This is a genomic window from Haloarcula pelagica (assembly GCF_030127105.1).
Lineage (GTDB): Archaea > Halobacteriota > Halobacteria > Halobacteriales > Haloarculaceae > Haloarcula > Haloarcula pelagica.
Map to the genome: position 1 here is coordinate 39866 of NZ_CP126163.1, position 22549 is coordinate 62414.

Genomic DNA, 22549 nt, shown 5'->3' on the forward strand with positions numbered 1-22549 from the left:
AATATATCTTCGCTCAGTGTGCGGTTTCGACGCCAGTGATCTCGAAGCGGGCACTGCTCGCCTCGCTGTCGGTCACGTGGATCTCCCAGCCGTGTGCCTCCACGATCTCCTTGACGATTGTGAGGCCGAATCCAGTGCCATCGTCAGCGGTCGAGTAGCCAGCCTCGAAAATATCGTCGTGGTCTTCGTCGGAGATTCCTGCTCCATCGTCCGCGACGTAGAACCCGTCAGCTAGCTCCCCGACGGTCACCGTTACCTCGCGGCCGCCGTGGTTGACGGCGTTCCTGAAGAGATTCTCGAACAACTGCTGAAGTCGGCTCCAGTCAGCCGATATCGTCTGGTCTGTTTCGACGGCGAGCGTTGCGTCCGCACCCGGCGTCGTCTGCCAACACTCCTCGGCCAGTTCCGACAGGGTGACCGGTTCCGTCGTTCCGACTGCGTTCCCACTCTGGGCAAGCGTCAATAGATCATCGATGAGCGCCTGACAGCGATCGACTGCGTCACCCACTTCATCGAGGTGAGGGGAGTCACAATCGGCCTGTGCCAGTTCGAGGCGGCCCTGGGCAGTCATGAGCGGGTTTCGGAGGTCGTGGCTGACGATGCTTGCGAAATCCTCGAGACGGGCGTTTTGCCGTTCGAGTTCCCGTGTACGCTCTTTGCGCTCTGTGATATCTCGGAGTGTCCCGACTGACCCGTCGAACTCGTCACCTTCGTAGGGAAGGACACCCATGTGATCCTCACAGACGATCGGGTCGCCGTCACATGGCTGGATCGTCACCTCGAATTGTACCGTCTCCGGACCGTCACTTGACAGCAACCGTCCCAGGTGGTGTTCCGCCCGTTCGACGGCATCCTCGTCCTTGATGAGTGACGGCGTGCTTCCGAGAATGGTTTCCCGGTCGTAGCCGACCAACTCGACGAGTTCATCGCTGACGTAGGTGAATCGTCCCTCCTCGTCGAGCACGTACACGGCGTCGGTCAAGGCCTCGATGATCGTCTTGTGCATTTCGAGTTCCTGCCGACGCTCCTTGCGGTCGGTGATATCGTGACCAGCACCACGGAGTTTTGTTACCCTCCCACCGGATTCTACGACCGGCGTGATCGTCATGTCTATCAGACGCTCGTCGCCGTCCCCTGGCTGAAGTCGCCACGTGTTGTGCTGTTCCTCGCCTGTCTCGAAGGCCCTGGTGAGTGTGTGCTGGATCTCTTCGCGGTCGTCCGGGTGGAACAGTGCTATCCCCTCCTCGAGAGATATTTCGGTCTGATCAGGACGACCGATGATTCGCCGGGAGCCAGCCGTCAGCAAGATAGTCCCGCTCTCTCTGTCCAGCTCCCACCCACCGGTGTCGCCGGCAAACTCCGTCAGTCGCATCAGTTGTTGCTGTCTGTCGACCCGCTGTGTCTCGCGTCGCGTCCGGACAGCATTGCGGATCCGGTTGGCCAGGAGTTCGTACTGCTCGGTGCCGGAGCCCTTCTGGAGATAGTCGGTGACGCCGGCGGAGATGGCGTCGCTGGCGATGGCCTCACTGCCCTTGCCGGTGAACAGGATGAACGGCAGGTCGGGATACCGCTCTCGGACAGCCCGGAAGAACTCGAGTCCGTTCATGCCGGGCATGTTGTAATCCGAGACGACACAGTCGGGCGGGTGATCACGTATTCTTTCCAATCCTTCCTCGGCGCTGGTCGCTGTCTCGACAGTGAACTGGTCGTCCTCTCGTTCGAGGAACGTCGCGGTGAGATCAGCAAAATCGGACTCATCCTCGACGTGCAGAACCTCTATCAGTTCTACGGTCTCACTCTGGACTTGTGCCTCACTCATGTTTCAGCCGAGATAGTTTCCGGATCGATCCAGACGATGTGTCCGTCTTCCCGGGTGACGAGGCCGTTGACCATTGCCTCGTCGACTGCTTCGACAGAGTCGGATTCGATCGTCAGGATCCGGCGCACGTCCGTTACCGCCCAGCCGGAACGCCCGCCAGTCGTCATTTCGGTATCGAAGACGATCATCCTGTCCTGGCTGATCCCGTTGTCTTCGTATCCGTCTTGCAAGAGTCTGGCACTCGGATCGATGACTCTCGTCGTCTCACCTCGGAGATCGATCGCTCCTTCGACGTGCGGAGGCGAGTCCGGGATCGAAGTCACATCTTTTTTCGAGCGACTGACGACCTCGGTGACGTACTCGATGTCGATACAGTACCGTTCCTCCCCGAGTGTGAACTCGAGGATTTGGTGTGACGTCATGGGCTCACTTCTCCGCCTTGTGACCTGGCGTTTGATCCTCAGTATCAGACGTGTGGTGCCCGCCGTCGGCCGCGGCCGGCGATCCAGTTGTCGCCTCGACTGCTGTCCCAGCACCTGACCCGGTGTCGAAATCCGACACCTGGTCGTGCAGGTCTTCAGCGAGACCGGACAGTTGCTGGATGTTCTCCGAGGCTTCGGACAGGGAAGCGGTCTGTTCCTCGGTTGCGGCAGAGACGTTGCTCGCTTCGGCTGCAGTTTGCTGACTGACGCTGGAGACCTCGTCGACCATCGAAACCACTTCCTCCGAGGAGGCCGCCTGGTCGTCGGTGGCGTCGCTGATTTCTCGGATACCGCTTTCGGCCTCCTGGACGGCGTTGGCGATCTCGTCGAACATCTCGATGGCGTCCTCGATCGTATCAGACCCGCGTTGCACCTGATCGCTCATCTGCTGCATTCCCTCGACGGTATCCTCCGTCGTCGCCTGGACTTCTTCGATGCGCTGTTCGATGTCGGCAGTCGCCTCGGCAGCCTCCTCTGCCAGGGATTTGATCTCGTTTGCCACGACCCCGAATCCTTCGCCCGCCTCGCCGGCACGGGCAGCCTCAATGGAGGCGTTCAACGCGAGCATGTTCGTCTGCTCGGCGATCTCGGTGATCATCTCGACCACTTCGCCGATCTGGTCCATCTTCTCGTCGAGCGTTTCGACCTGCGTGGCTGCCTCGTCGGCCCGGGTTTCGATGGACTGGATCTCCTCGGTCGCCTCCGATGCGTACTCCCGTCCCGTCTCGCCACGCTCGACGGCCGTGCTGGCAGTCGAAGCCACCTCTTCGGCCGAGGAGGCTATCTCCTCGACGGTCGCCGACATGTCGTTCATTTCGCTTGCCACCTCCTGAAGGTTCTCGCTCTGCGTGTCCGCACCACGTGAGATCTCTTCGACGGACTCCGCGACCTGCTCGCTAGCTTGTTCGATCTCCTCCGAACTGCTCGCCACTTCCTCGCTCGAGTTCGCGACGTCGTCTGCGATCGCCTGGACGCGTTCGACGCTAGCGTTCAGCTGGCCGATTCCCTCCTCCAGATCACGTAATGCTGTTCCGAACGTCCCGGGATAGTCGGTGTCGATGGTCTGATCGAGCCGTCCGTCTTTGAGACCCTGGCTCACGGCCGATATCTGTGTGAAGCTTTCGGACAACTGGGTGGTCCCGGTCGCGAGGTCTTCCAGCACGTCGCCGTACTGCCCGGGTCGGTCGGCATCGATATTCTGATCAATGACGCCCTGCTGGAGGTCGTCACTCACGCCCTGGATCGCCTCGAAACTCCCGGCAAGTTCGTCGGCACCCGCTTCGAGATTATCGATAGTCTCCCCGTATTGGCCCGGATAGTCGGCCTCGAACTCCCAGCCCAGGTCCCCCTGCCGTAAGCCACTGCTGGCGGTCCCGATCTGCGAGAATACTCCTCGGAGGTTCGTCTGCATCTCGGTAAACGCTTCGACCATCCGGCCGATTTCGTCGTCCTCGACGTGGTTGTCGACCTCGGCGCTGAGGTCGCCATCACTCATAGCCTGCGAGGCCTCGGAGAGTTGTTTGATCGGGGGGGTGATGCGGCTGGCGACGAAAAGACCGATGACGACGGCCGCGACGAACGCCCCGATAGTCAGTCCGATAATCATCAGGTGGCTATTGTTCGTCGTCGTCGCCGCCGACGCGACTGACGCTTCCATTTTCGCGTCGGCGTCTTCCTCGAAGCTGGTGGTGTCTTCGTCGAGTTCAGTGTAGACGCTGTCTAGCTCGTCCATCTGCTGGTTTGCCCGCTCCTCGTCTCCAGCCTCCATCGCGGCGATGATTTCCTCACCTTTGGTTTTCGCCTCTTCGTGTTCGGCTTTCATCTCCGAAAGCAACTGCTGTTGCTCCTTGGTGAGGTCGTCACGTTCTGCCAGCGTCGTGTACCATTCTTCGAAGTCGGCCTGGGAGGCACGGAATTCTTCGGCTGCCTCCATCTCGCCCGTTAACACTTCGTGCAGTGCCAGCCGCTCCGATTCGAGGTCGTACTTCATCTCCATCGCTGCGTCTGCCTCGGCGACGTCGTCGTGGACGACGGATTCGAGCTGGTTGTCCACAGTCGTGACACTCGTATATCCGACGAACCCTGTCACGGCCACGAGTACCGCCACGAGCACGAACGCCAGGATGAGCTTCGGCCGCAGGTCGAACCGATCCATTGTCACCTTCTCTAGCATGTGTCATCGTCTCTGGACTATCGCTATAATTAATGTCTCTAGATACCAGGATGAGTATCACGGCTGAGAACCGACGACAGTCTGGTTCGCCAACTTCTCCATTCGAGGCGTTCTCGGGGCTCGCATCCGAGAACGCCTTCCGGGCCGCGCTCCTGAGAGTATCCGGTTATCTAGATGAGGGACTTATCACCACATTCAGTCTACACTCACCCCATGTCCGGTTCACCAGAGTATAGCCGGGACGATTTTGGACGGGGCGGTCTCAACGACCAGCTGGACGCGGACTCCTTAGTCGAGGAAATCGGCCTGGATAGGTCCGAAATCCGGTGGCGGAAGGATTTCATCGGTTTCACCGACGACGATGTCCGTCGTCTTCGGACGTATCGAGATGACTTCGCGGACAACGCCGACCAGGTGGCCGAGGACTTCTACGACAATCTGACCGACCACGAGGAGACAGTCGAGGTCATCGGGCGGTCGCCCAAGAACGTCGAACAACTCAAGCGAACGCAATCGGCATATCTCACGACGCTCGTAGAGGGAGAGTACGGCACGGACTACTTCCGTGACCGGGCCCGTATCGGCAAACTCCACGATATACTGGACATGCCGATGAAACACTACCTCGGCCAGTACGGAGTCTACTACGACCTCATCCTTCCGCTGGTGGGCGACCGCCTCGTCGCATCACTCACGGATCGTCTGACAGATACTGTCGCAGACAGAGGGATCGAGGCCGACTCTACCGAGGAAGAGGATGCACTGAACCCCGGATCCGGCCTCTCGCGTCGCGCGATCGAAACAGCGGTCGAAGAAGAGGTTGACGACGCCGTGCAGGATATTCTTGCGCTTCTCCGAATCATCAATCTCGACATGCAGGTCGTCACCGACACCTACATCCACTCCTACAGCCAGCAACTCGAAGAGGAGATCGAGCGCAACAAACAACTGATGGCCGAGGTCGAGGAAGACGTGAAACAACCGGTGAGTGACCTCCAGACGAGCGCCGAGGATGTCGCCGAGAGTTCCACGGCAATCAGCGACGCAGCGACCCAACAGTCCGAACGGGTGGACGAGATTTCGTCCGAGGTAGCGAACCTCTCGGCGACAATCGAAGAGGTCGCCTCAACGGCCGACCAGGTCGAGAGTGCGAGCGACCGAGCGGAAGCCCTCGCGGAAGACGGCAAGGAAGCCGCCGATACTGCTGCCGGGGTAATGGACGGTATCGGCGAGGCAGTCAACGACGTCGCGGACGATGTCACCTCCTTACAGGACCGTGTCCAGCAGATAGACGAGTTCGTCGATGCGATCGACGAGATCGCAGAGCAGACGAACATGCTCGCGCTCAACGCGTCCATCGAGGCCGCCCGTGCCGGCGAAGCGGGCGAAGGATTCGGCGTCGTCGCAGACGAGATCAAGTCACTTGCCCAGGAATCACAGACCCACGCCAGCGACATCGAGACGATGGTCGATGGCATCCAGACCGATACCGAGGAGACGGCAGCAAATATCGCCGACACCACCGAACAGGTCGACCGAGGCATCGAGCGAGTTCAGGACGCCATGGATAGCTTGACTGGAATTGTCGAGGCTGTCACCGAAACGGCGAACGGAATCAGCGAAGTCGCAGATGCGACCGACGACCAGGCGGCTGCCGCCGAAGAAATCGCGTCGATGGTCGACGAGGTAGTCGATCGGACCGACCGCGTCGCAGAGGAAATCGAGAGTTTGGCTGCGGCGAACGAGGAACAGGCGGCGATGGTCTCCGAAGTGGAGGAGTCAGTAACGCGTCTGTCTGGCGAACGCTCCGCGACTGACGGCGGGCGGGACACCGTCACCACGACTGGCCGCGATGAGGTTTCGATTCCAGATGATGTCCCCGACGACATACCGGACTTCGTGATCGAAACGCTCTCCGAGGAGCAACTACGAGAAGTGGCCATCGGGAACCGTGATCCGATGGACCTGCTGTGAGGGGCGCTTCCGGCGGAAACAGGAACGTACCGACAGTGACAAACGCGGCACCAGACGCCGGAGATAGAAACGAGGGAGGAGTACTGGATGGTCTCATATTCGGATGCGTCGATGGATCTGCGGGACAGTATCGAGCTTATCAGACACCGGGAGAAGGAACTCCGTCTGTTCAACGTCGATCCGACTGACACGATACACGATGACCTCAGGACGTATTTCGAGACACTGAACGTGCGTATCACCGCCGGACGAACGGCTTCGGGATCTCCCGAAGACGTCGCAGTCCTCAGCAACACGTCCGAAGTGCTCGCTACCGTCGACGTAGCGACTCTCAGGGAGTTACTCGAGGACGTTCCCGCGGGGGACGGCAACCTCGGTATTGCCGACGGCGAATACGAAGGGATCCTCCGGTATCTCAAGGAGACTACCTTCACATCCTACGACACCGAACAGTTGCTATTCGCGTCCCGAGAGATCGAAGACCGTGCCCGTCGGGTCGGCCAGGGTTCGATTCACGCGGGCTTCCAGCAGTGCTCGATCATGGCAGAACAGCAACCTGTCTACTCCGATCTCGCTCGTCGAGGTGTCTCCGTGCACGCCTACGGCGTTCCCGACGCCACGCCACCGGATCTCGGGTCTGCTCCCGTTCATGCGGTCTCGACCGACGAAATCGCCGAAACGTGGTTCGTCGTCTTCGACGGGGGTGGCGACGACACGCAGAAGAGTGCCCTACTCGCCCACCAACGCAACGAGAGCGCGTTTTACGGAATTTGGACATACGACCCGGGGTTCGTCGACCACATCCTCGAATATTTGAATCGGACGTACGACTCCCCGTCCGACGACGTGCCGTCCGCCCTCTGATGCCTGTAAATCGAGAGTTCATACCGAAATCGGGCGTCTCGATACAGAAACTGACAAACACTCGGTTGGTGGTACTAGCGGAACGTTCTCATGATATGAAATCAGAAGAATGTTATTTATGCCTGGGTAACAGACAATGATGGAGAATGGCAGAACAGAACCGGCAAAGAGGAGGTGAGGAATGGAAGAAGTCGAACCACGCCGAATCTGTCGAGACCGGTTCTGTTTCGTGGCGTGATACCTTCGTGTCCGAAGAGCCCATACAGGAAAGAGCTGGCACAGCTGACGATTCCTACGGGCTCGGAGAGTCGGAAGCCAGGCGAGAACTGCGAGCGCGGACGAAAGCACTGGAAGCACTCACACGGGCGAGTGACCTCTTCGTCGGTTTGTCCGCCCCTGTTGACGAGAGTGTCCGCACGCTCGTCACCGAACTTCCACAGTGGTTCCAGCAACCTGAAACGATCGAGGTCAGAATGCGAGTCGGTGGTGACTTGTTCGAAACCGACGGCTTCCAGCGGACCGGTGATCCTCTGACTGCGGAGGCCTGCACACGCACTGGCACGGCCGTCTCGATGACGGCCGTGTGCACGGACCAGCGACCCGACACCGGAGGGCGAGAGTGGCTCCCAGTAGAACGAGAACTGGTCGAGGCGCTCGTTTCACTCGTCAAAGAGGGGGTCGATCGATGGGAGATAGACAGTCTGAAGCGCGTATCCGATGGCGTTGCCGTACTCGACGGTGACCTCAACTACGCATACGTGAACCAGCAGGCTGCACAGCTTCTCGGTCAAGACAGCGAGGAATTGCGTGGTGAGCACGTCTGGGACGTTTTTCCCGAAGCGGCAGACACCATCGCCGAAGAGAAAATCCAGACGGCTCTCGACACGCAGTCGCCGACAACCTTCGAGCGATATAACGCCGAAAAAGAGCAGTGGGTCGAAGCCAGAGTCCATCCGAGCGACGACGGCGTCGTTATCGTCTTCTCAGAAATCACCGACACGAAGGTAGCCGAACGAGAACTGGATCACGTTCTGGAAACGACTCCTGTGGGGATCGTCCTCCTTGACGCCGAGGGGGAAATCACTCGCGCGAACTCCCGTGCCGAAGAGTTACTTGGCCTGTCCAGACGCAAGATGGATCGAAAGAGGTACGACCACCCCGACTGGGATATCTGGGACGAGGCGGGCAACCCAATCCCACGCGAAGACCATCCGATCACGCGTGTCTTCGAAACCGGCGAGACTATTACGGGGTTCACCCACGGAATCACGCTTCCGGACGGCTCCGAACGGTGGCTGTCGAGTAACGTCGCCCCGATCAAAACCGAGGACGGATCGATCGAGCAGATCATTGTTGCACTGGAAGATGTCACCGTTACCAAACGTCTCGAACAGCTCATCGAGACGTTCCATCCAGTTAACGAGATTCTCAACAGCGCAACCGCTGACGAGGAGACCAAACAGGCCATCTGTGAGTTGCTGACGGACACGCGGGAATACCAGTACGTACGGATCAGTGAGCACACCCCAGGCACAGCACCAAACGAATCAGATCTCCAGGAGGGGACAGGGGCTTTCGCTGCCAACGAGTCGGTGTCCCTTCCGATACAATCGCAGACAGAGGTCGCTCCGGCTGAGGTCGCTGTTGAAACAGGCGATGTACAGGTCGTTACGAGGAACCGAACCGACTCACGGTTTGACCGGTGGCGAGCATACACACTCGACCAGGGGTTCCAGGGCGGAGCTATCGTTCCGCTTCAGCATAGGGGACGCGTCTACGATCTACTCGTCCTGTATACAGACCGTGGAGAGGCGTTCGGGAGCCGCGAGCAGACACTCCTGACGACGCTCGGCGAGCGGATTGGGCAAGTTCTTCACTCACTTGCGACAGAGCGCATTCTCCATGCCGACAAAGTGACCGAGCTCACGTTCGAGAGCACTGACTCGGCGTCGTTTTTCGTCTCCGCTTCCGAACAACTAGATTGTACGATCGATATCAGGGACACGATTCCGGCGTCGGATGAGATGCTCGTCCACTATGCGTCTGTTCAGAACGCTTCGTTGGATGCTATGGATGATATCGCGGAGAACGGAGATTGGGCCGCCCAGGTGCGACAGATCCATCACACCGAGGACCTGCCAGGTGGAGAAGTCGAAATCGGACTGCACCGTCAGTCCCTGGTACAGACACTCATTACGGAGGGTGCAGTCGTCACGACGGATACGGTAACTGACGGCCGGGCCGAGGTCGTCTGCGAAGTGCCTCTCGGTACCGATATTGGTTCGCTCGTGACGCGTGTCCAGGAGTCGTTCCCGGAAACGACGTTGGTCTCAAAACGGGAATACACTCCCGCTGCGAAGTCAAATGCACACGCAGTCGATCGGATGCTGGGAGATATCTTCGAAACCGAACTCACGGACCGGCAACAACAGGTCCTTCGAGCGGCGATGTACGGCGGGTACTTCCAGTCGCCGCGACGAAGTACGGCAACCGAGATCGCCGACGCGCTCTCACTGACCCAATCGACCTTCTCCTATCATCTGCGAAACGCGCAACAAACACTTTTTGAGCGACTATTCGACCGATTGCAGTGATAATTATCATCTCCCTGGCTAGTATGCGAAAATCCCTGGAGAAGAATACCCGATTGTGCGTTGTCGGGGGCATCTGGAACACGTTCTCAGGGGATCTCGACGTTTGGCATCCAATTACACCCTGTGCTTTCTAGGGCCTATTCGAGTCTACGTTCTTCTTCCCCGATCAGGCCAGCGTCAACGAATCCGGCAGCAGGATATTCAACCTATGAGTCCGTGAGGTTAGTGGCACGATGGTGTTTTGAGCATGTCATGGTCAAAGGCTTCTAGTGACAACTTCTCGGGAGTCTCGATGTGTTGTCTTTCGACGGATCGCACGCCAGCCGCACGTTGCGTGGCCAGTCTATGATACGACACCGTTGTACGATCGAACGTCGCTCGCTGGACTGGAATCCGATATCCGGTCAGTCTCAGAGACGTGGTTTGACCACGATAGTCACGACTCCGTCGAGGAGTTCGTCTGTGCACTCCCGCTAGCCTACTTCAGGTTCGGTGCCCACGACCGGTATTCGGGGTCGACACGCTACCGGATGGACACTCTCTTTCGGGTATTCGTACTGAAGGAACTCCACGGATGGGAGCACGAAACAGCACTCGTCGACTACCTCGGGACCCGCCCTGAACTCTGCGAGCAACTGGGTTTCGAGACGATCCCGGACCAGTCGACACTGTGGCGAAGCTGGTACGAGCGGTTCACCCCTGACCTCCGAGAGACTGTCGAGACAGCGGCTCGAACGATTCTCATCAAAGCACAGAATGCAGGTGTCGCGGTTCCGCGTGAGCCGGCACGAAAGCTCCGATACCACGGGAACGAGTCTGGTGAGTCAGACCCGAATGATCAAACTACGTTGGAGCAGGCAGAGAAGATCACCGGACACGTCAGCCGCATTGTGTTCCCGGCATTTTCGCTGGATCGTGGAGACGGCTGCGAGATCCACGAGAACGCGTACTGGGACTTACAGACATATCTCGGACTTCGCGAGCGGCTGGCTGCGAACGAAGGTGCTCGTAGTTTCCTCTACGAATCGACTCGGGATCGGACCCCGCTGGGGCACGCCCATCGCGAGCAGATTCGCGATTTCTCGATTGAACAGGTGCGAGCGATGTACCAGCAGGCCATCACTCGGCTCCTAAACGAAGTTTCGGAGACAGAGCAGTTCTTTCGAGCCGGAATCGTCGCGATCGACATCACCGAGGACGACCCCTTTACCGGTGACCGCACCGGCCGCGAGGACGAGATAATCGGAACGAAGGAGAAGAGCGACGAGTACGCCTACCAGTGGGCAACGGTCCAGCTAGTCGGCAACGCTGTCCCACTCGTCCTTGATGCCCGCCCGGTACGGAAAGGCGAGTCACGAAAGGAGATCGTCGAGGACTTGCTGGATTCGGCTGAGGACCTTGTTCACGTCGATAACGTGCTGATGGACCGGGAGTTCGATAGCCAGCACGTCCTAGAGATGATCAGCCAGCGCGGCCTCTCCTACGTCGTGCCAAAGCGGATGCAGACCAGCGAGAAGGCTCAGGCGAACCGATTGCTCCAGTGTGACCAGGACCGATACGAGACCGACCGGAAGCTCCACCTCGGGAAGAACGAATGGCACGAAACAACACTGATCTACCGGCGGAAAGAGGACTCCGAGCACGACGACCACCGGCAGTATTCGGTGTTCATGACGAACCGGGGGAGCGGACACCTTACGGAGTACGGCTACAGGTGGGAAATCGAAAGTGGCTATCGATCGATAAAGCGGTTCATGGCGGCGACGACGTCGAAGGATTTCGGGCTCCGGTTCTTTTACTTCGCATTCGCCTGCCTGTTGTACTCAATCTGGCGGGCTGTCGATCTGCTCGTACAGGTCGAATTGACTGGGGAGTACGAGCACTCACCGGTGATTACAGCGGACAACACGCTGACGCTGCTGAAGAAGGAGACTGGAATCGGGTAGTGAGGAACTCTATTCGGGTTAGCGTGCCGTCTGAGTGGCTACACTATTGGAAGTCTCGAAAATTCGCCCATACGATTGGGAGTATGACAAGAATAGCCGCTTGGAGAGCCATCTGGGGCAGTTTCCGCTGACCGAATCGGTCAAATTCACGCATCACAGCCCTGCTAAACCCCTTGTAGTCTCAACTCCCAGACGTCGTAAATCCCTATAGCACTATACAGTTTATAATTCCGCAGATTGTGGTATTGGCCATGTAGAAGACTTGAAACTGGCAATCTGTGCTTTGACCAATACACTGCACATTAATGCTATAATGTGCTGTGGTTTTACGTTCCCCTGCGCCCTCGGGTCAGCCTACCCGATGCAGGGCAACAAGCCAGGGATTCACGGTTATCGTTCCCGACACGGAACAGGGCGAGCGTGTCACCATCGAGATCGCTGATGTGACGGAGAATGTTGCCTTTGCCGAGGTTCTCGAGCGCGTGAGCTACTACGACTGAGCAGACTCATACACCGACAGTCGATCACGGAGTTTGATCTGGCGACAGAGAAAGAATACCGTACGGCGGTAGCCCCGGTGGGATCGCTGTACATGGTCGACGATCTCCTCGGCGATGCTCTCGACGCACGGCCGAATCCCCGCGTGCCCTGCGGTTCACGGGGAGGGCCGGTGCCCCGTGGCTCAGAGTATCTCCTCGGCGGCGCGACGGCCGGAGCGGTAGGCCCCCTGGACGGTGGCCGGATACGCCCGGGAAGTAGCCTCGCCGGCGAAAAAGAGGCGGTCGCCCACGGGGGCGGCCAGTCTGTCGCGGTCCCGCGGCGCCGAGCCGGGCGGAAGGAAGGAGTAGGCCCCCCTGGCGTGCGGGTCCGCTGCCCAGCGGGTGACCAGCGCGTCCGTGGGTTTTGGCACGTCGTCGAAGACACGCCGGAGTGCCCGGACCATCGCTGCCGCCGTCGCGTCGTCGTCCAGCGCCTCAAGCGACCGGGCGGCGCTACCGGCGTTGAACCCCACGAGCACGGGTTTACCGAGTGCGTTCGCGAGGTTGAGGAACTCGGCCCAGTGGCCCCGCCGGAGCGGGACGCGGTCGATGATGGTCCGGTCGGGCCAGAACTGGCGTGGGAACCGGAGCACGCACTTGTTCAGCAGGCCCATCCCGAGGCGGTCAATGGCTAGGCGCTTGCGACGGGGGAGCCGCGGCGCGAACGTCACGGTGCCGGCCTGCAACACGCCCAGCGGGAGCGTGACAATCGCGCGGTCCCCATCGAACGACCCCCGGTCAGTCACTACCGTCACGCCAGGGCCGCGTTCGATGCGGGACACCTCGTGGCCCAGCCGCACGTCGAGGTCGGTGGCCAGCGACCCGACCAGCCCGTCGTAGCCGTCCACCACCAGTTCGTCGCCGCCCCGGAGCGAAGCCCCCTCGTCCCAGTAGCGGGCCGACAGCGCCGTCACGTCCGCGCCGAACTCGTGCTCCAGTTCGATGGTGAGGACGAACGCCAGGTGCCGACGCTCGACGGCAGAGAGGCGGGTCACGTCCACCTCGCGGGCGATACCAGACCAGAGCGAGTGGTCCGCCCCCCTGTCCCGAGCACGATGGGTCGCCGTCCGGACCGCCCGGAAGTAGTCGTAGGTCCGGTCAAGCGTGCGGTCAGAGAGCGGGGCCCCGTCGACCCCGTAGAAGACGCTGTCATAGTAGTCGGTCGGCTGGCGGGCCAGGCCCGCTGTCTCAAGCAGCGGGACGAGCGGATTGCCCGCGACACCGTGGAGCCAGGAGGCCCCCAGGTCGACCGGCAAATCCCAGGAGCGGCTCGTCTGGATCCGCCCGCCAAGGCGGTCGCGGGCCTCGAAGACGGTGACCGAGCGCCCGGCGTCGGCCAGGCGGTGCGCCGCCGCCAGGCCGGCGATGCCGCCGCCCACGACGAGCACGTTCCCGGTGGCGTCACGCAGATCCCGGAGCGCCGACCTGGCGCCGCTGCAGCCAGCCAGCCCCGTCAGGGCCGCCGCGCCACCAGCCAGGGCAGCCCGCCGAGTCGCACGCGAGTCCATATCCGTTCGGTTGGCCTGACGCCGCTTAGCCGTTGGGTCCCACACTCGACGCTGTCACCGGGAGATAGCGAGGGTGAGCAGCAAGGCCACCGTGCCGCCGGCCAGGAAAACAGGGAACGGATCTGAGTTTGTATATTAAGAAGAGGAGCCAATACATATAATCTATTTATAGTAGTGGTTCGTGTGACGGCACATGAGCCACGAGACGGCAAACACAGATAATTCCGGGACATCTATTTCGCTTTCAATACCCCCTTCAGATCCGGGTTTATTCAAGCACAAAGCGACAAGCGATATTCTCCTATTTTTAACCAATCACAGACTTAGTGACTTCTCGCTCCGAGAACTTGCAGCGCAGGTTGGCCATTCTCCCCAGTCGGTCCGGCGGGCAGTGGACGTTCTCAGTGCGAATGATCTGGTCGTCGAATCTCCCGAAAGCAACCAGCGACTCGTCCAGATTAACAGACAACGCCTATCTATCCCAGACGATCCGATCCTTCGGATTCCGCAAGTCGAGTATCACCAACCGGTCAAAGCCGCGGTCACGAAGCTTCGTGAGAATATTAGCGATGTCGTCGGTATCATTCTGTATGGGAGCGTTGCCAGGGGAGAGGCTGATAGGCGGAGCGATATCGATCTCTGGGTGCTCACACGCTCCGGACGGGCTGAAAGCCAACGGGAAGCGAATGCCGTTGCCCGTGATCTCGAAGAGACAGAATTCGATGGAGACCGATACGCCTACGACATCGATATTGAGGCTATCCAGGCGATTCCAGCCTATACAGAGGACATCCGGGAAATCATCGTCTCTGGAATTCCGGTCTACAAGACCAACGACTTCCAAACGGTCGAAAATCTCCTCTTAGAGGAAGGTGGCGACGATGAGTAGTGGTTCGGACCCCGCAGCTGTCCTCGAAGCACTCGAGCGTGCGCAGGACGCCTTCGAAATGGTTGGACGCGGCCGAACGGAGTTTGAAGAAGGGATCAGCGCTGATGCAGACTGGGAGACACAGCTGACGAAAGCGTGTCGCCTTCTCGAAGTTGTCGACACACTCCAAGCACAGGACGGGTACTACACCGCTGTTATCGAGGTCTGTTTCGGAGCTATTGAACGCTCTATCGAGGCCTATGCTCTCTCGATGACGAACGATACGCTCCAAGATTTTCAGGATCACCAGTTCAGTTACCAGCGCGCCCATCAAATCGGACTCTTCGAGAAACAGACCGCAGAGGAAATGAAAGACCTCTACAGCGAAAACCGGACAGAGAGTTACTACGGCGGTGGTCGGCCAACCGAAGAACAAGCAGAAGCAATGACCGAACTCGCCACTGCTGTCCATCAATTCGTGGTAGACCAGATTCGCGAGGGTGGAGTCTGTTTGTGTGACTGACTGTCTGTAGCGTTCTGACCATATTCTCGAACTCTCCACCTACACAAGACTAATGTGCAGTAGATTTACTAGCCCATCAGCACTCCTAAGAGCAAGGAATGTCTGCTGACGCCCCTGGAAATTCACGTCGCCTTTCGGACGCACTCGACGAGTTTGTCGACGGAAAGAGCCCGAACTACGCTGCAAACCTCCAACGAGTCGTCGGGAAATGGATCGATTGGTGTGCCGATCGCGACGTCCACACGCTCGATGATGTGGAGGTCCAAACGATGGCCCGCTACGCCGACCACCTCACTCGTCGCGTCCGTGCTGGGCAGGCCGATGCCGACGACGGGATCGCAGCCTCTTCAGCCTGGACGTACTACAGCCAGATCTCCGCCTTCCTCTCGTGGGCGACGAAATGGGAATACATTCCCGAGAATCCCGCGAACAAGGGCCGGGCGAAAGACCAGTTGCCACCGAAGCCCTCGGGGAACGATCACGAGCGACAGTTCTGGCAACCAGAACAACGGCAGGCACTCATGAAGTACCTCGACGAGAGAGCCCGCAAAGCCATCCACACCGACGACGTCGACGCCTTCGAGCCAGTCCGTGATCGAGCGCTGGGGGCTGTCCTCGCGTACACTGGAGTTCGCGGCGCCGAAATCCTCGCCGACCGGCACGACCCTCGTCGGACGGGCATCACCTGGGCCGACGTCGATCTCGGCGGCGGGACGATCACCGTCCTCGGAAAGAACCAGCAGGTCGAACCGACACCACTTCCCGCCCAGGCAGTGGAACCGCTGAGCCGTCTCCAGACGCTATTGTCGTCGCCGGATGGGGACTGCCCGTCTTCCCCTCGCGACACGCGCCGACGCTCTATGAGAACATCGAGACGGCGGGCTACGACCGGCCGGACGGCGACCCGTGGAAGTTCGTTGTCGACGAGGGTATCATGCCGCCGTCGCTCACAACGTCCGGGGTTCGGTCCCTACTGAAGCGCTGGACCGAGGAAGCGGATATCCCGGATCTCGACATCGACGCCGGCGAGTACCTCACCTTGCACGGCGCTCGCCGTGGTGTCGGCGAGAAACTCTATCGCGAACGCGGGGCCGCAGCTGCACAGCGGACCCTTCGCCACGCTGATCCCTCGACCACCAGCCAAATGTACTCCCATATCGAAGCGAGCGAACTCGCTGAAGACAACACTGACGTCTTCGACGACGAGTAAGCGGCCGTATCGGCTACGGTCAGCTACCCACCCTGTTTCGAGTGTTTCTCCAGGCGTATTTCACTCCGAAAATACTTAGGAAATTTACCACGAAATTCTCCGCTTCCACCCCACCCCGCCACAATTCAGGAATACTATGTATTCCCTGAATTGTACCCAGTTAAATTTACACTAGTATCCTTGCATTTTTATACTAAGACGAGGGCAAGATATGGTGGACAGCGATGGAACAGAAGATCATCCAGCTCCGGGACTACCAGAAACGGTACGAGGAACACACTGAGCGGTTCAACCTCTCAGGCTTCGTCCGCGAGAAGCTTGACGAAGAAGTGATCCCGGAGGACCAGATTCCCGAACAGCACCGCCCTGAAGCAACTTCTGGAGATTAACGATGACTGACGAGACTACTTCCGACGAGCCGTCCGACGAATCGTTCTTCGAAACACTGCGGTCGCGAGCCAAGACCCATGGTGAGGCGACGTTCAAGGACCCGTTTGCTCACCTCGCATCACAGGTTGGATTCCTGTGGTATATGCTGGGTCCAGGGGCCGCGCTGTATGTCATGCCAGTCCTGGCCGCGAACAATACCACCATCGGGAAGGTGTTCTGTGGAACGCCAGTCGAATCCGGAATCGGGCTGGTCTTTGGCGCGATCGCCGGACTCGGAGTCCCCGCAACGATGTTCTTCATGGGCCGGTCGGGACTGTCGTATATGCGAGCGAGCGGCAATCCGAATAAAAAGAACAAGGCCCGGTCTGATCTGGTCCTGACCGGCGCCGGATTCGGGATTATCGTCCTGGCGGTTGTCGCCCCAGAGCTGGTGGACAAGGTTGGCAATACCATCGGCTTCGGCTTCTCGAGTTGCGTGATGCCGTACTAACGGACGACAGGTCTCCGCCTCCCATGCCCGCCACACTCAGACTTGGTCTGCTGGTCCTCGCACTCGTTGGCATGACTGTGCCGGGCGCCGCTACCCCGGACGGTCATCCGGAGAGCGATGCAGCTGGGGCCAGCGAGCCTGCACCCCGACTGTCGGGGGGACTGCCACGGATCGACTGCTTCAACGGGTCGACGCCGACGTCGTCTCCGCCTGGGACGAAGCCACCCAGTCGGAGCCACACATTCGACGATACAACGTTCCGAGTGTGGTGGTCTGGCGACCCCGATTACAAGAATGTCACCCTCAATCAGAGTGCCCTACAGAACACCTCAGCAGTATATGGGGCTCTCGCATGCAAGATGGACATCCGATTCCCGTATCCGCCAGATATCAGTCAGTGGAACAACATCGAGATGGGGCTATACAACGGAATGGGGCGGAACGTCTCAGTGTACCCAAACCGGGCTAATACGAAGTCAAACGGCTCGATTAGGGATGCCTACATCGAAATCTTCCGTGTCACCCCGTCGACAGTTGTCCACCACGAAAACGGTACGACGCAATATGTGCGTCCCAATGGCTCGGTGGAAGCGGTACTGAACTACCGGGTGGAACGCCCGGCAAAGGTGGTACGACCAAAGTTCGTGACAACATGGCGTGTCACTGATTCAGAGGTTGAAAATCTTGACCTGTGGGTGAACAATTCGACGGAGGACTCGTTAGCTGCGTCGACACACAAGCCGACGTTCGAGTTCAAGAAGATCAATGGGACATCGAAGTTGACCGTCAATGGCACGGTTAACGTCACCCTGCAGCGAAAGACTGTGTTCCATACAAACGGAACAGTCAGGCAAAGGAAGAGCACCGTATCGCAGTCGATCTCCGATAGTCGAGTGGTCAAGACACAGTTGCTTGGCCCATCGACGGTGTACGGCAAGGTTGGAGATCACCGCGATAGTGCTGGTGCATCTGTCGCAGTCCCTCGGATGTGGCGCAGCATTGAGTTCTCCTCAACGGGCCAGCGTGTTCACAGCCGGTGGTTCTTCTATACACGGAGTCCAACCGGCTGGAAATACTGGACCAAATCGAAAAACCCAGCGACGAGTATCGGACCAAGTGGACCGACGTTCCATAAGATTCGCCCACTTCAGGTTCATGCCATCCCTGCTGAAGATGGAGCCATTACCTCTGTTTATCGGGACAACCAAGGGGCTGATTCCTCGTTTACCGGGAGTCAGGGGAACTATACGCGGTTAACTGATGATTTCCGGGTCTCAAAAAACACGGGGCCGGATGCTTCTGGTGCCACTGTGTCGTCGTCTGTGAATCTGGCGGGAGTGAGTGAATATACCAGATCCAAGCGGGTAGCAATCCGGGAAGCGGGCACCAGACTGGCGACCGACTATCAGGACATTCGGGTCACTGGGATTGTCCGAGGGAGTAAGCAAACTGCAACGCTCTCAGCGTCTTCGGTCGTGCAAGTATACCCAGTGAATCTGACAGCAGAGTTAGCGAATCGGAATAAGACCCACACAAGCCTCAAAATTACCGCAATATCAGTCTCCGGAATCCCACAGAAACGGGGGACATTGGTGGTAAACAGCCGGCGGGCAAAGAGCCGTGTCAATCTGACGAGAGCCCACAACATAGGAAGAGCCAGCAATGGGCGTGTAATTGTCCATTTAGCACAACCACATGTCCGAGAGGTGAAAATGCGGTATATTCCCCGAGAGACGTGGTGGGAGCAGAATCGTCACTACGGAAGTGGGGAAACAGCGATGTCTGAAACAAAGACGATTCAACGTATTGGGGGTGGATTTCCGGCCTTCAAGCACGCCATTGAGCTCGCAGTAGCAGTGATATTGATGTTTGGGCCGATGATCGCGATGCTGTACTTTGTTGATGTACTGACGAACGGACGACTCATTGGAGTGTATTCACAATGACTCAGAACACGAATTCGCAGACCAACTCGCACATTGATCGACGAACAGTGCTCGGCCTGGTCGGGAGTGGGATGACCGCACTGGCTGGGTGTATCAGCGGTTCGAGCTCAACATCGGAGAACTCGACCTCGTCGGGGACAGAAGCAACACCGACACCCAAGCCTGGGGACGCAACACCGATCGAGTCCATCTCCTACACGTCAGGTTGGGAGGGAAGTACAGCTGTCCTATTTGCAGAGATTACACTTGCAGATGATGCAAGCATCAACAGAATTAATCTCATTAGCCAAGGAAAGCGTTTCTCCAAGGCCGATTTAGCCTCGGGAGAGACAAAAGCTCGGCTCAAACTCGCAGACGTAGGCCGTGGCAGGATGGCTGACTCAATCTCTCAGAGTGAAAATACGCTGGTATTGATCGGTGAAAACAGTGAAACAGATGTTCCATTCACCTATCGACCGAATCTCCAGTTCAAACAAATTGTCAAACCAGACGACCATCCGAACCTTACCCCTCACGATGGATTCTCGGGTGAGCATTTGGGAGTTGTCATCGAAAACACTGGAACAAAGCCAGCACTCATTGAGTGGTATAACACGTACAATGACCCAGCGTATCATGCATCTGGTGGGGAGCAGAACGCACAGCGTTTCCCTGACAATCCGATTATTAAGGGGCAGTCGGAGTCCGTCTTGCCGCTGAAACGCTTCCTCTATCACCATTGGAATTGTCCGGACTTGGGCACAGATACCGAAGATGCCAAAGTCCGGATTTCGATGGCCTGTGCGGATGATATTACAATAAAATTCCCCCTCAAGTACAAACACGAGGGAACAAACAATTGCCGGCCGGTATTGACGGGTGAGGCCAGAACCGTCTCTCCAGGCACAACGCACAACGAACAGTGATGGGTGCTGCATATGTCAGGTAGCCCTGCAGTAGTCAAAGACGGCAACTCAACGGTCAGCGACGCTGGCCCTATCGCAACGGACTCTGACCAATCCTCGGTTGTCGAGGCTATCAAATCCGCTTCGAACAGTACGTCTTCCAGTGCTAGCATACCTAATGTACAAGCGAGTGGTCCGGCTCCGAACGTTAGCTTGCCGAACCCCCTGAATGCCACTGATCAAATTGGCCAACAATTCAAAAAAGCGATAAAAGGGTTTCTGTCTGATTCCGCTGAAGGGGGAACCGACCACGCCGCGAATTGGAGTACAGCGCTGAAAGACCCCATTATTGGCACTCCCGCACCAAGAGGTCCCCCTAATCCGGCAGTCGGTGGATCGAAGATTGATCTAGCTTTCACTACAGCGGTCAATCCACCTTGGGCGGGATTTATTGGAGATATTTATTGGGGCCTCTCTTGTGGGCTGGCGCTGGGTATCCTGTTCATCGTTGTAGCCTTCCTTGGAGTCCGGTACAAGTCGATTGATCCAATGGTGCGAAAGAAGCTCACGAGGAGGGTCTTCTTTGCCTTCATGGCGATATTCTTTTGGCTTCCGACTGCCTCCCTTGCGGGCCAGTTCTTTAATGAACTGGGCTTTGCGATAGTTAACTCTGCTCCACCAGGGAAAACCGCTGTAGTCTTTCTGGCAGGGGTGTTTCAAATAAGTAATACTATCGGATTTGAGGGGTTGATACTGATATTTATTTTGTCGATGTACGTTTGGATCAAATCAGTCTTGATATTCTTGGGACGGTGGATAGGGCTGATTCTCTTGACATTGTTCATGCCGGTCGTCGGGGTATTCTGGGCCTTGGAGGTCTGGCCATTGAACCGGTTTTCCGGCCTAGCAAAGCAGATTGCAGGTGCATATCCTGGACTGTTAGTTGCCGGGATTCCACCAGCCATTCTGATTCGCCTTGCGCTGGAGGGAAACACCTGGGGACCATTGGTCTTTAGTTAGGCCTCACACCTCGGTTGCGTAGCGGTAGCGAGCGTCTCTTGTAAGATCGGTCGTTGCTGATGGATCTTCTGGGCATCTTCGATCAGTCGCTCCAGCAGTGGCGGTGGTGAGTAGCCGAGAAACTCACCGAGTTCATGGAGGATAACCTGGGCGTGCGACCGGAAGGTCGCCGCCCAGCGTTCCGGCGGAAACACGATCTCGTCGTCGGCTTGCTCGGTAACCAGATCCAACAGATCACGGCTCACTAACAGCGACAGCAACGCCGCGTACAGCAGAATTTCCACGATATACGTCTTGCTTGTGTCGAACTCATCCAGTTCATATTGCGTCTTCAGCTCACGAAACAGCAGTTCTACCTCCCACCGACAGCGATAGATCGTCGCAGATCTGCCGGCAGAAACTCCTCTCTCGGGAGATTCGTAATGTAGAGATGGTAGTCGTCGGCGTCCTCGTCACGGACGCCGACGACACGGAATGTCTTGCTATCGTATGATTGCGTGCCCGCGTACTCGCGTCGCTGAAACGTCGCTTCGACCTCGACATCAATGTACTCGCGGTAGAGATCGTCTACGACATTCTGGATCTTCTCCTTCCAAGGGAATGGCGTCGCCACGCCATTCCCGCAATTCCGCCGTTATCTCCGGGTTTGCGTTCGGTTTCAGCCGACTCACGAAGTAGCCGTCGTTCTCGTCAATCAGCGCAAAGCGGCGGTACTTGAAGTATGCCTGATCGAACAGCACCAACCGGTCTTCCAGCCACGATCCTGTGGAAAACTCGGTGCTGTCGTGTGTTTTCTCGTCAGTGACGCTGAACCGATTAATTGTCTGGTCGGTGACGTTGTGGAGCAGGTGGAGCCGCGCTCCACCCTGCTCCCCTCGCCGTGGTTCGAACTCATCTGAGAGAAGCCGATGCAACCGCAGCACGGTTCCATCGGCGATCATCACGTCTTTGAATCGGTCGATATCGATGTCAACAGCGTCAGGAACAGCGACCTCGTCGATGCCGTGCTCGACGAGGTCGCGGAGGTACTCCGCAAAAGCTGGCGTCAACCGCTGATGGAATCCGCCGGGAGAGAGCGTCTCATCGGCAGTGGCGTTGTAGCTACGCCGGAAGCCAGCAAGTGTTCGGCTCTCGCCTGCGGCGAAGCCGAACACGAATGACCACACGAGGGCGGGCATCTGCGCCTTTCTGTTTCGTTCGACTACGCCGAGTTCCTCGGCGTGCTCTTCGAGGAACTCGGAGGGAAACAGTGTAGTGAGCCGACGCATGATTCTCGATGAGGAGGCTTTGGTGTGCACAGCCGTTGCCTCCTCATTCCT

General features: G+C 58.1%; 18 protein-coding genes and 2 pseudogenes. 14 read left to right on the top strand and 6 right to left on the bottom strand.

Annotated elements, in window-relative coordinates; translation table 11 throughout:
* Positions 1 to 13: 13 nt before the first annotated feature.
* Genes P1L40_RS21315 through P1L40_RS21325 form a run of 3 tightly spaced genes read right to left on the bottom strand, consistent with a single transcriptional unit; the run spans position 14 to position 4474 of the window.
* Positions 14 to 1819 (bottom strand): PAS domain S-box protein, encoded by a 1806-nt coding sequence (locus tag P1L40_RS21315; protein ID WP_284011659.1) that lies wholly within the window; start codon positions 1817 to 1819, stop codon positions 14 to 16.
* On the bottom strand, positions 1816 to 2241 hold the full coding sequence (locus tag P1L40_RS21320; RefSeq protein WP_284011660.1) for a chemotaxis protein CheW: 426 nt from the start codon (positions 2239 to 2241) through the stop codon (positions 1816 to 1818). The genes P1L40_RS21315 and P1L40_RS21320 overlap by 4 nt, the downstream gene beginning before the upstream one ends.
* Positions 2242 to 2245: 4 nt before the next feature.
* A complete protein-coding gene (locus P1L40_RS21325; RefSeq protein ID WP_284011676.1) occupies positions 2246 to 4474 on the bottom strand; it encodes a methyl-accepting chemotaxis protein in 2229 nt (742 codons plus the stop codon).
* Positions 4475 to 4687: 213 nt separating this feature from the next.
* On the opposite strand from P1L40_RS21325, the gene P1L40_RS21330 reads away from it, so the two are divergent.
* The 5 genes and pseudogenes from P1L40_RS21330 to P1L40_RS21350 all read left to right on the top strand — a co-directional run.
* Positions 4688 to 6448: a globin-coupled sensor protein gene (locus P1L40_RS21330; protein ID WP_284011677.1), complete on the top strand. Its 1761-nt coding sequence runs from the start codon at positions 4688 to 4690 to the stop codon at positions 6446 to 6448.
* A 111-nt stretch (positions 6449 to 6559) separates the two neighbouring features.
* Entirely contained in the window at positions 6560 to 7312 is a 753-nt protein-coding gene (locus tag P1L40_RS21335) for a DICT sensory domain-containing protein (protein ID WP_284011678.1), read from the top strand.
* A 146-nt stretch (positions 7313 to 7458) separates the two neighbouring features.
* Entirely contained in the window at positions 7459 to 9906 is a 2448-nt protein-coding gene (locus P1L40_RS21340; protein ID WP_284011679.1) for a PAS domain-containing protein, read from the top strand.
* 269 nt (positions 9907 to 10175) lie between these two features.
* Positions 10176 to 11852, top strand: a complete 1677-nt coding sequence (locus P1L40_RS21345; protein WP_284011680.1) for a transposase — start codon at positions 10176 to 10178, stop codon at positions 11850 to 11852.
* 377 nt (positions 11853 to 12229) lie between these two features.
* Positions 12230 to 12352, top strand: a pseudogene (locus P1L40_RS21350) (TRAM domain-containing protein); the annotation flags it as partial.
* A gap of 182 nt (positions 12353 to 12534) precedes the next feature.
* On the opposite strand, the gene P1L40_RS21355 reads toward P1L40_RS21350, so the two are convergent.
* Positions 12535 to 13899: an FAD-dependent oxidoreductase gene (locus P1L40_RS21355; protein ID WP_284011681.1), complete on the bottom strand. Its 1365-nt coding sequence runs from the start codon at positions 13897 to 13899 to the stop codon at positions 12535 to 12537.
* Positions 13900 to 14092: 193 nt separating this feature from the next.
* On the opposite strand from P1L40_RS21355, the gene P1L40_RS21360 reads away from it, so the two are divergent.
* The 9 genes from P1L40_RS21360 to P1L40_RS21395 all read left to right on the top strand — a co-directional run bounded on the left by P1L40_RS21360 (position 14093) and on the right by P1L40_RS21395 (position 21230).
* On the top strand, positions 14093 to 14788 hold the full coding sequence (locus P1L40_RS21360) for a nucleotidyltransferase domain-containing protein (RefSeq protein WP_284011682.1): 696 nt from the start codon (positions 14093 to 14095) through the stop codon (positions 14786 to 14788).
* Positions 14781 to 15290: a DUF8154 family protein gene (locus P1L40_RS21365; protein ID WP_284011683.1), complete on the top strand. Its 510-nt coding sequence runs from the start codon at positions 14781 to 14783 to the stop codon at positions 15288 to 15290. Before P1L40_RS21360 ends, P1L40_RS21365 begins: the two co-directional genes overlap by 8 nt.
* Before the next feature lie 98 nt (positions 15291 to 15388).
* Positions 15389 to 16267: a tyrosine-type recombinase/integrase gene (locus P1L40_RS21370; RefSeq protein ID WP_336402203.1), complete on the top strand. Its 879-nt coding sequence runs from the start codon at positions 15389 to 15391 to the stop codon at positions 16265 to 16267.
* On the top strand, positions 16225 to 16500 hold the full coding sequence (locus tag P1L40_RS23440) for a tyrosine-type recombinase/integrase (RefSeq protein WP_336402204.1): 276 nt from the start codon (positions 16225 to 16227) through the stop codon (positions 16498 to 16500). Before P1L40_RS21370 ends, P1L40_RS23440 begins: the two co-directional genes overlap by 43 nt.
* A 224-nt stretch (positions 16501 to 16724) precedes the next feature.
* The gene (locus P1L40_RS21375; RefSeq protein ID WP_284011684.1) at positions 16725 to 16889 is read left to right on the top strand and encodes a hypothetical protein; all 165 of its coding nucleotides are present in this window, start codon (positions 16725 to 16727) and stop codon (positions 16887 to 16889) included.
* A gap of 2 nt (positions 16890 to 16891) precedes the next feature.
* The gene (locus P1L40_RS21380; protein WP_379776801.1) at positions 16892 to 17380 is read left to right on the top strand and encodes a hypothetical protein; all 489 of its coding nucleotides are present in this window, start codon (positions 16892 to 16894) and stop codon (positions 17378 to 17380) included.
* A gap of 359 nt (positions 17381 to 17739) precedes the next feature.
* Positions 17740 to 19326, top strand: a complete 1587-nt coding sequence (locus tag P1L40_RS21385; RefSeq protein WP_284011685.1) for a DUF8186 domain-containing protein — start codon at positions 17740 to 17742, stop codon at positions 19324 to 19326.
* The gene (locus tag P1L40_RS21390) at positions 19323 to 20231 is read left to right on the top strand and encodes a hypothetical protein (protein WP_284011686.1); all 909 of its coding nucleotides are present in this window, start codon (positions 19323 to 19325) and stop codon (positions 20229 to 20231) included. Before P1L40_RS21385 ends, P1L40_RS21390 begins: the two co-directional genes overlap by 4 nt.
* A 192-nt stretch (positions 20232 to 20423) precedes the next feature.
* The gene (locus P1L40_RS21395) at positions 20424 to 21230 is read left to right on the top strand and encodes a TrbL/VirB6 family protein (protein WP_284011687.1); all 807 of its coding nucleotides are present in this window, start codon (positions 20424 to 20426) and stop codon (positions 21228 to 21230) included.
* Here the strand turns inward: P1L40_RS21395 and P1L40_RS23630 are convergent.
* Together P1L40_RS23630 and P1L40_RS23635 are read right to left on the bottom strand one after the other, a co-directional pair.
* A pseudogene (locus tag P1L40_RS23630) lies at positions 21227 to 21640 on the bottom strand (transposase); the annotation flags it as partial. The gene P1L40_RS21395 and the pseudogene P1L40_RS23630 overlap by 4 nt on opposite strands.
* A gap of 132 nt (positions 21641 to 21772) precedes the next feature.
* Entirely contained in the window at positions 21773 to 22528 is a 756-nt protein-coding gene (locus P1L40_RS23635; RefSeq protein ID WP_379776807.1) for an IS4 family transposase, read from the bottom strand.
* Positions 22529 to 22549 lie beyond the last annotated feature (21 nt).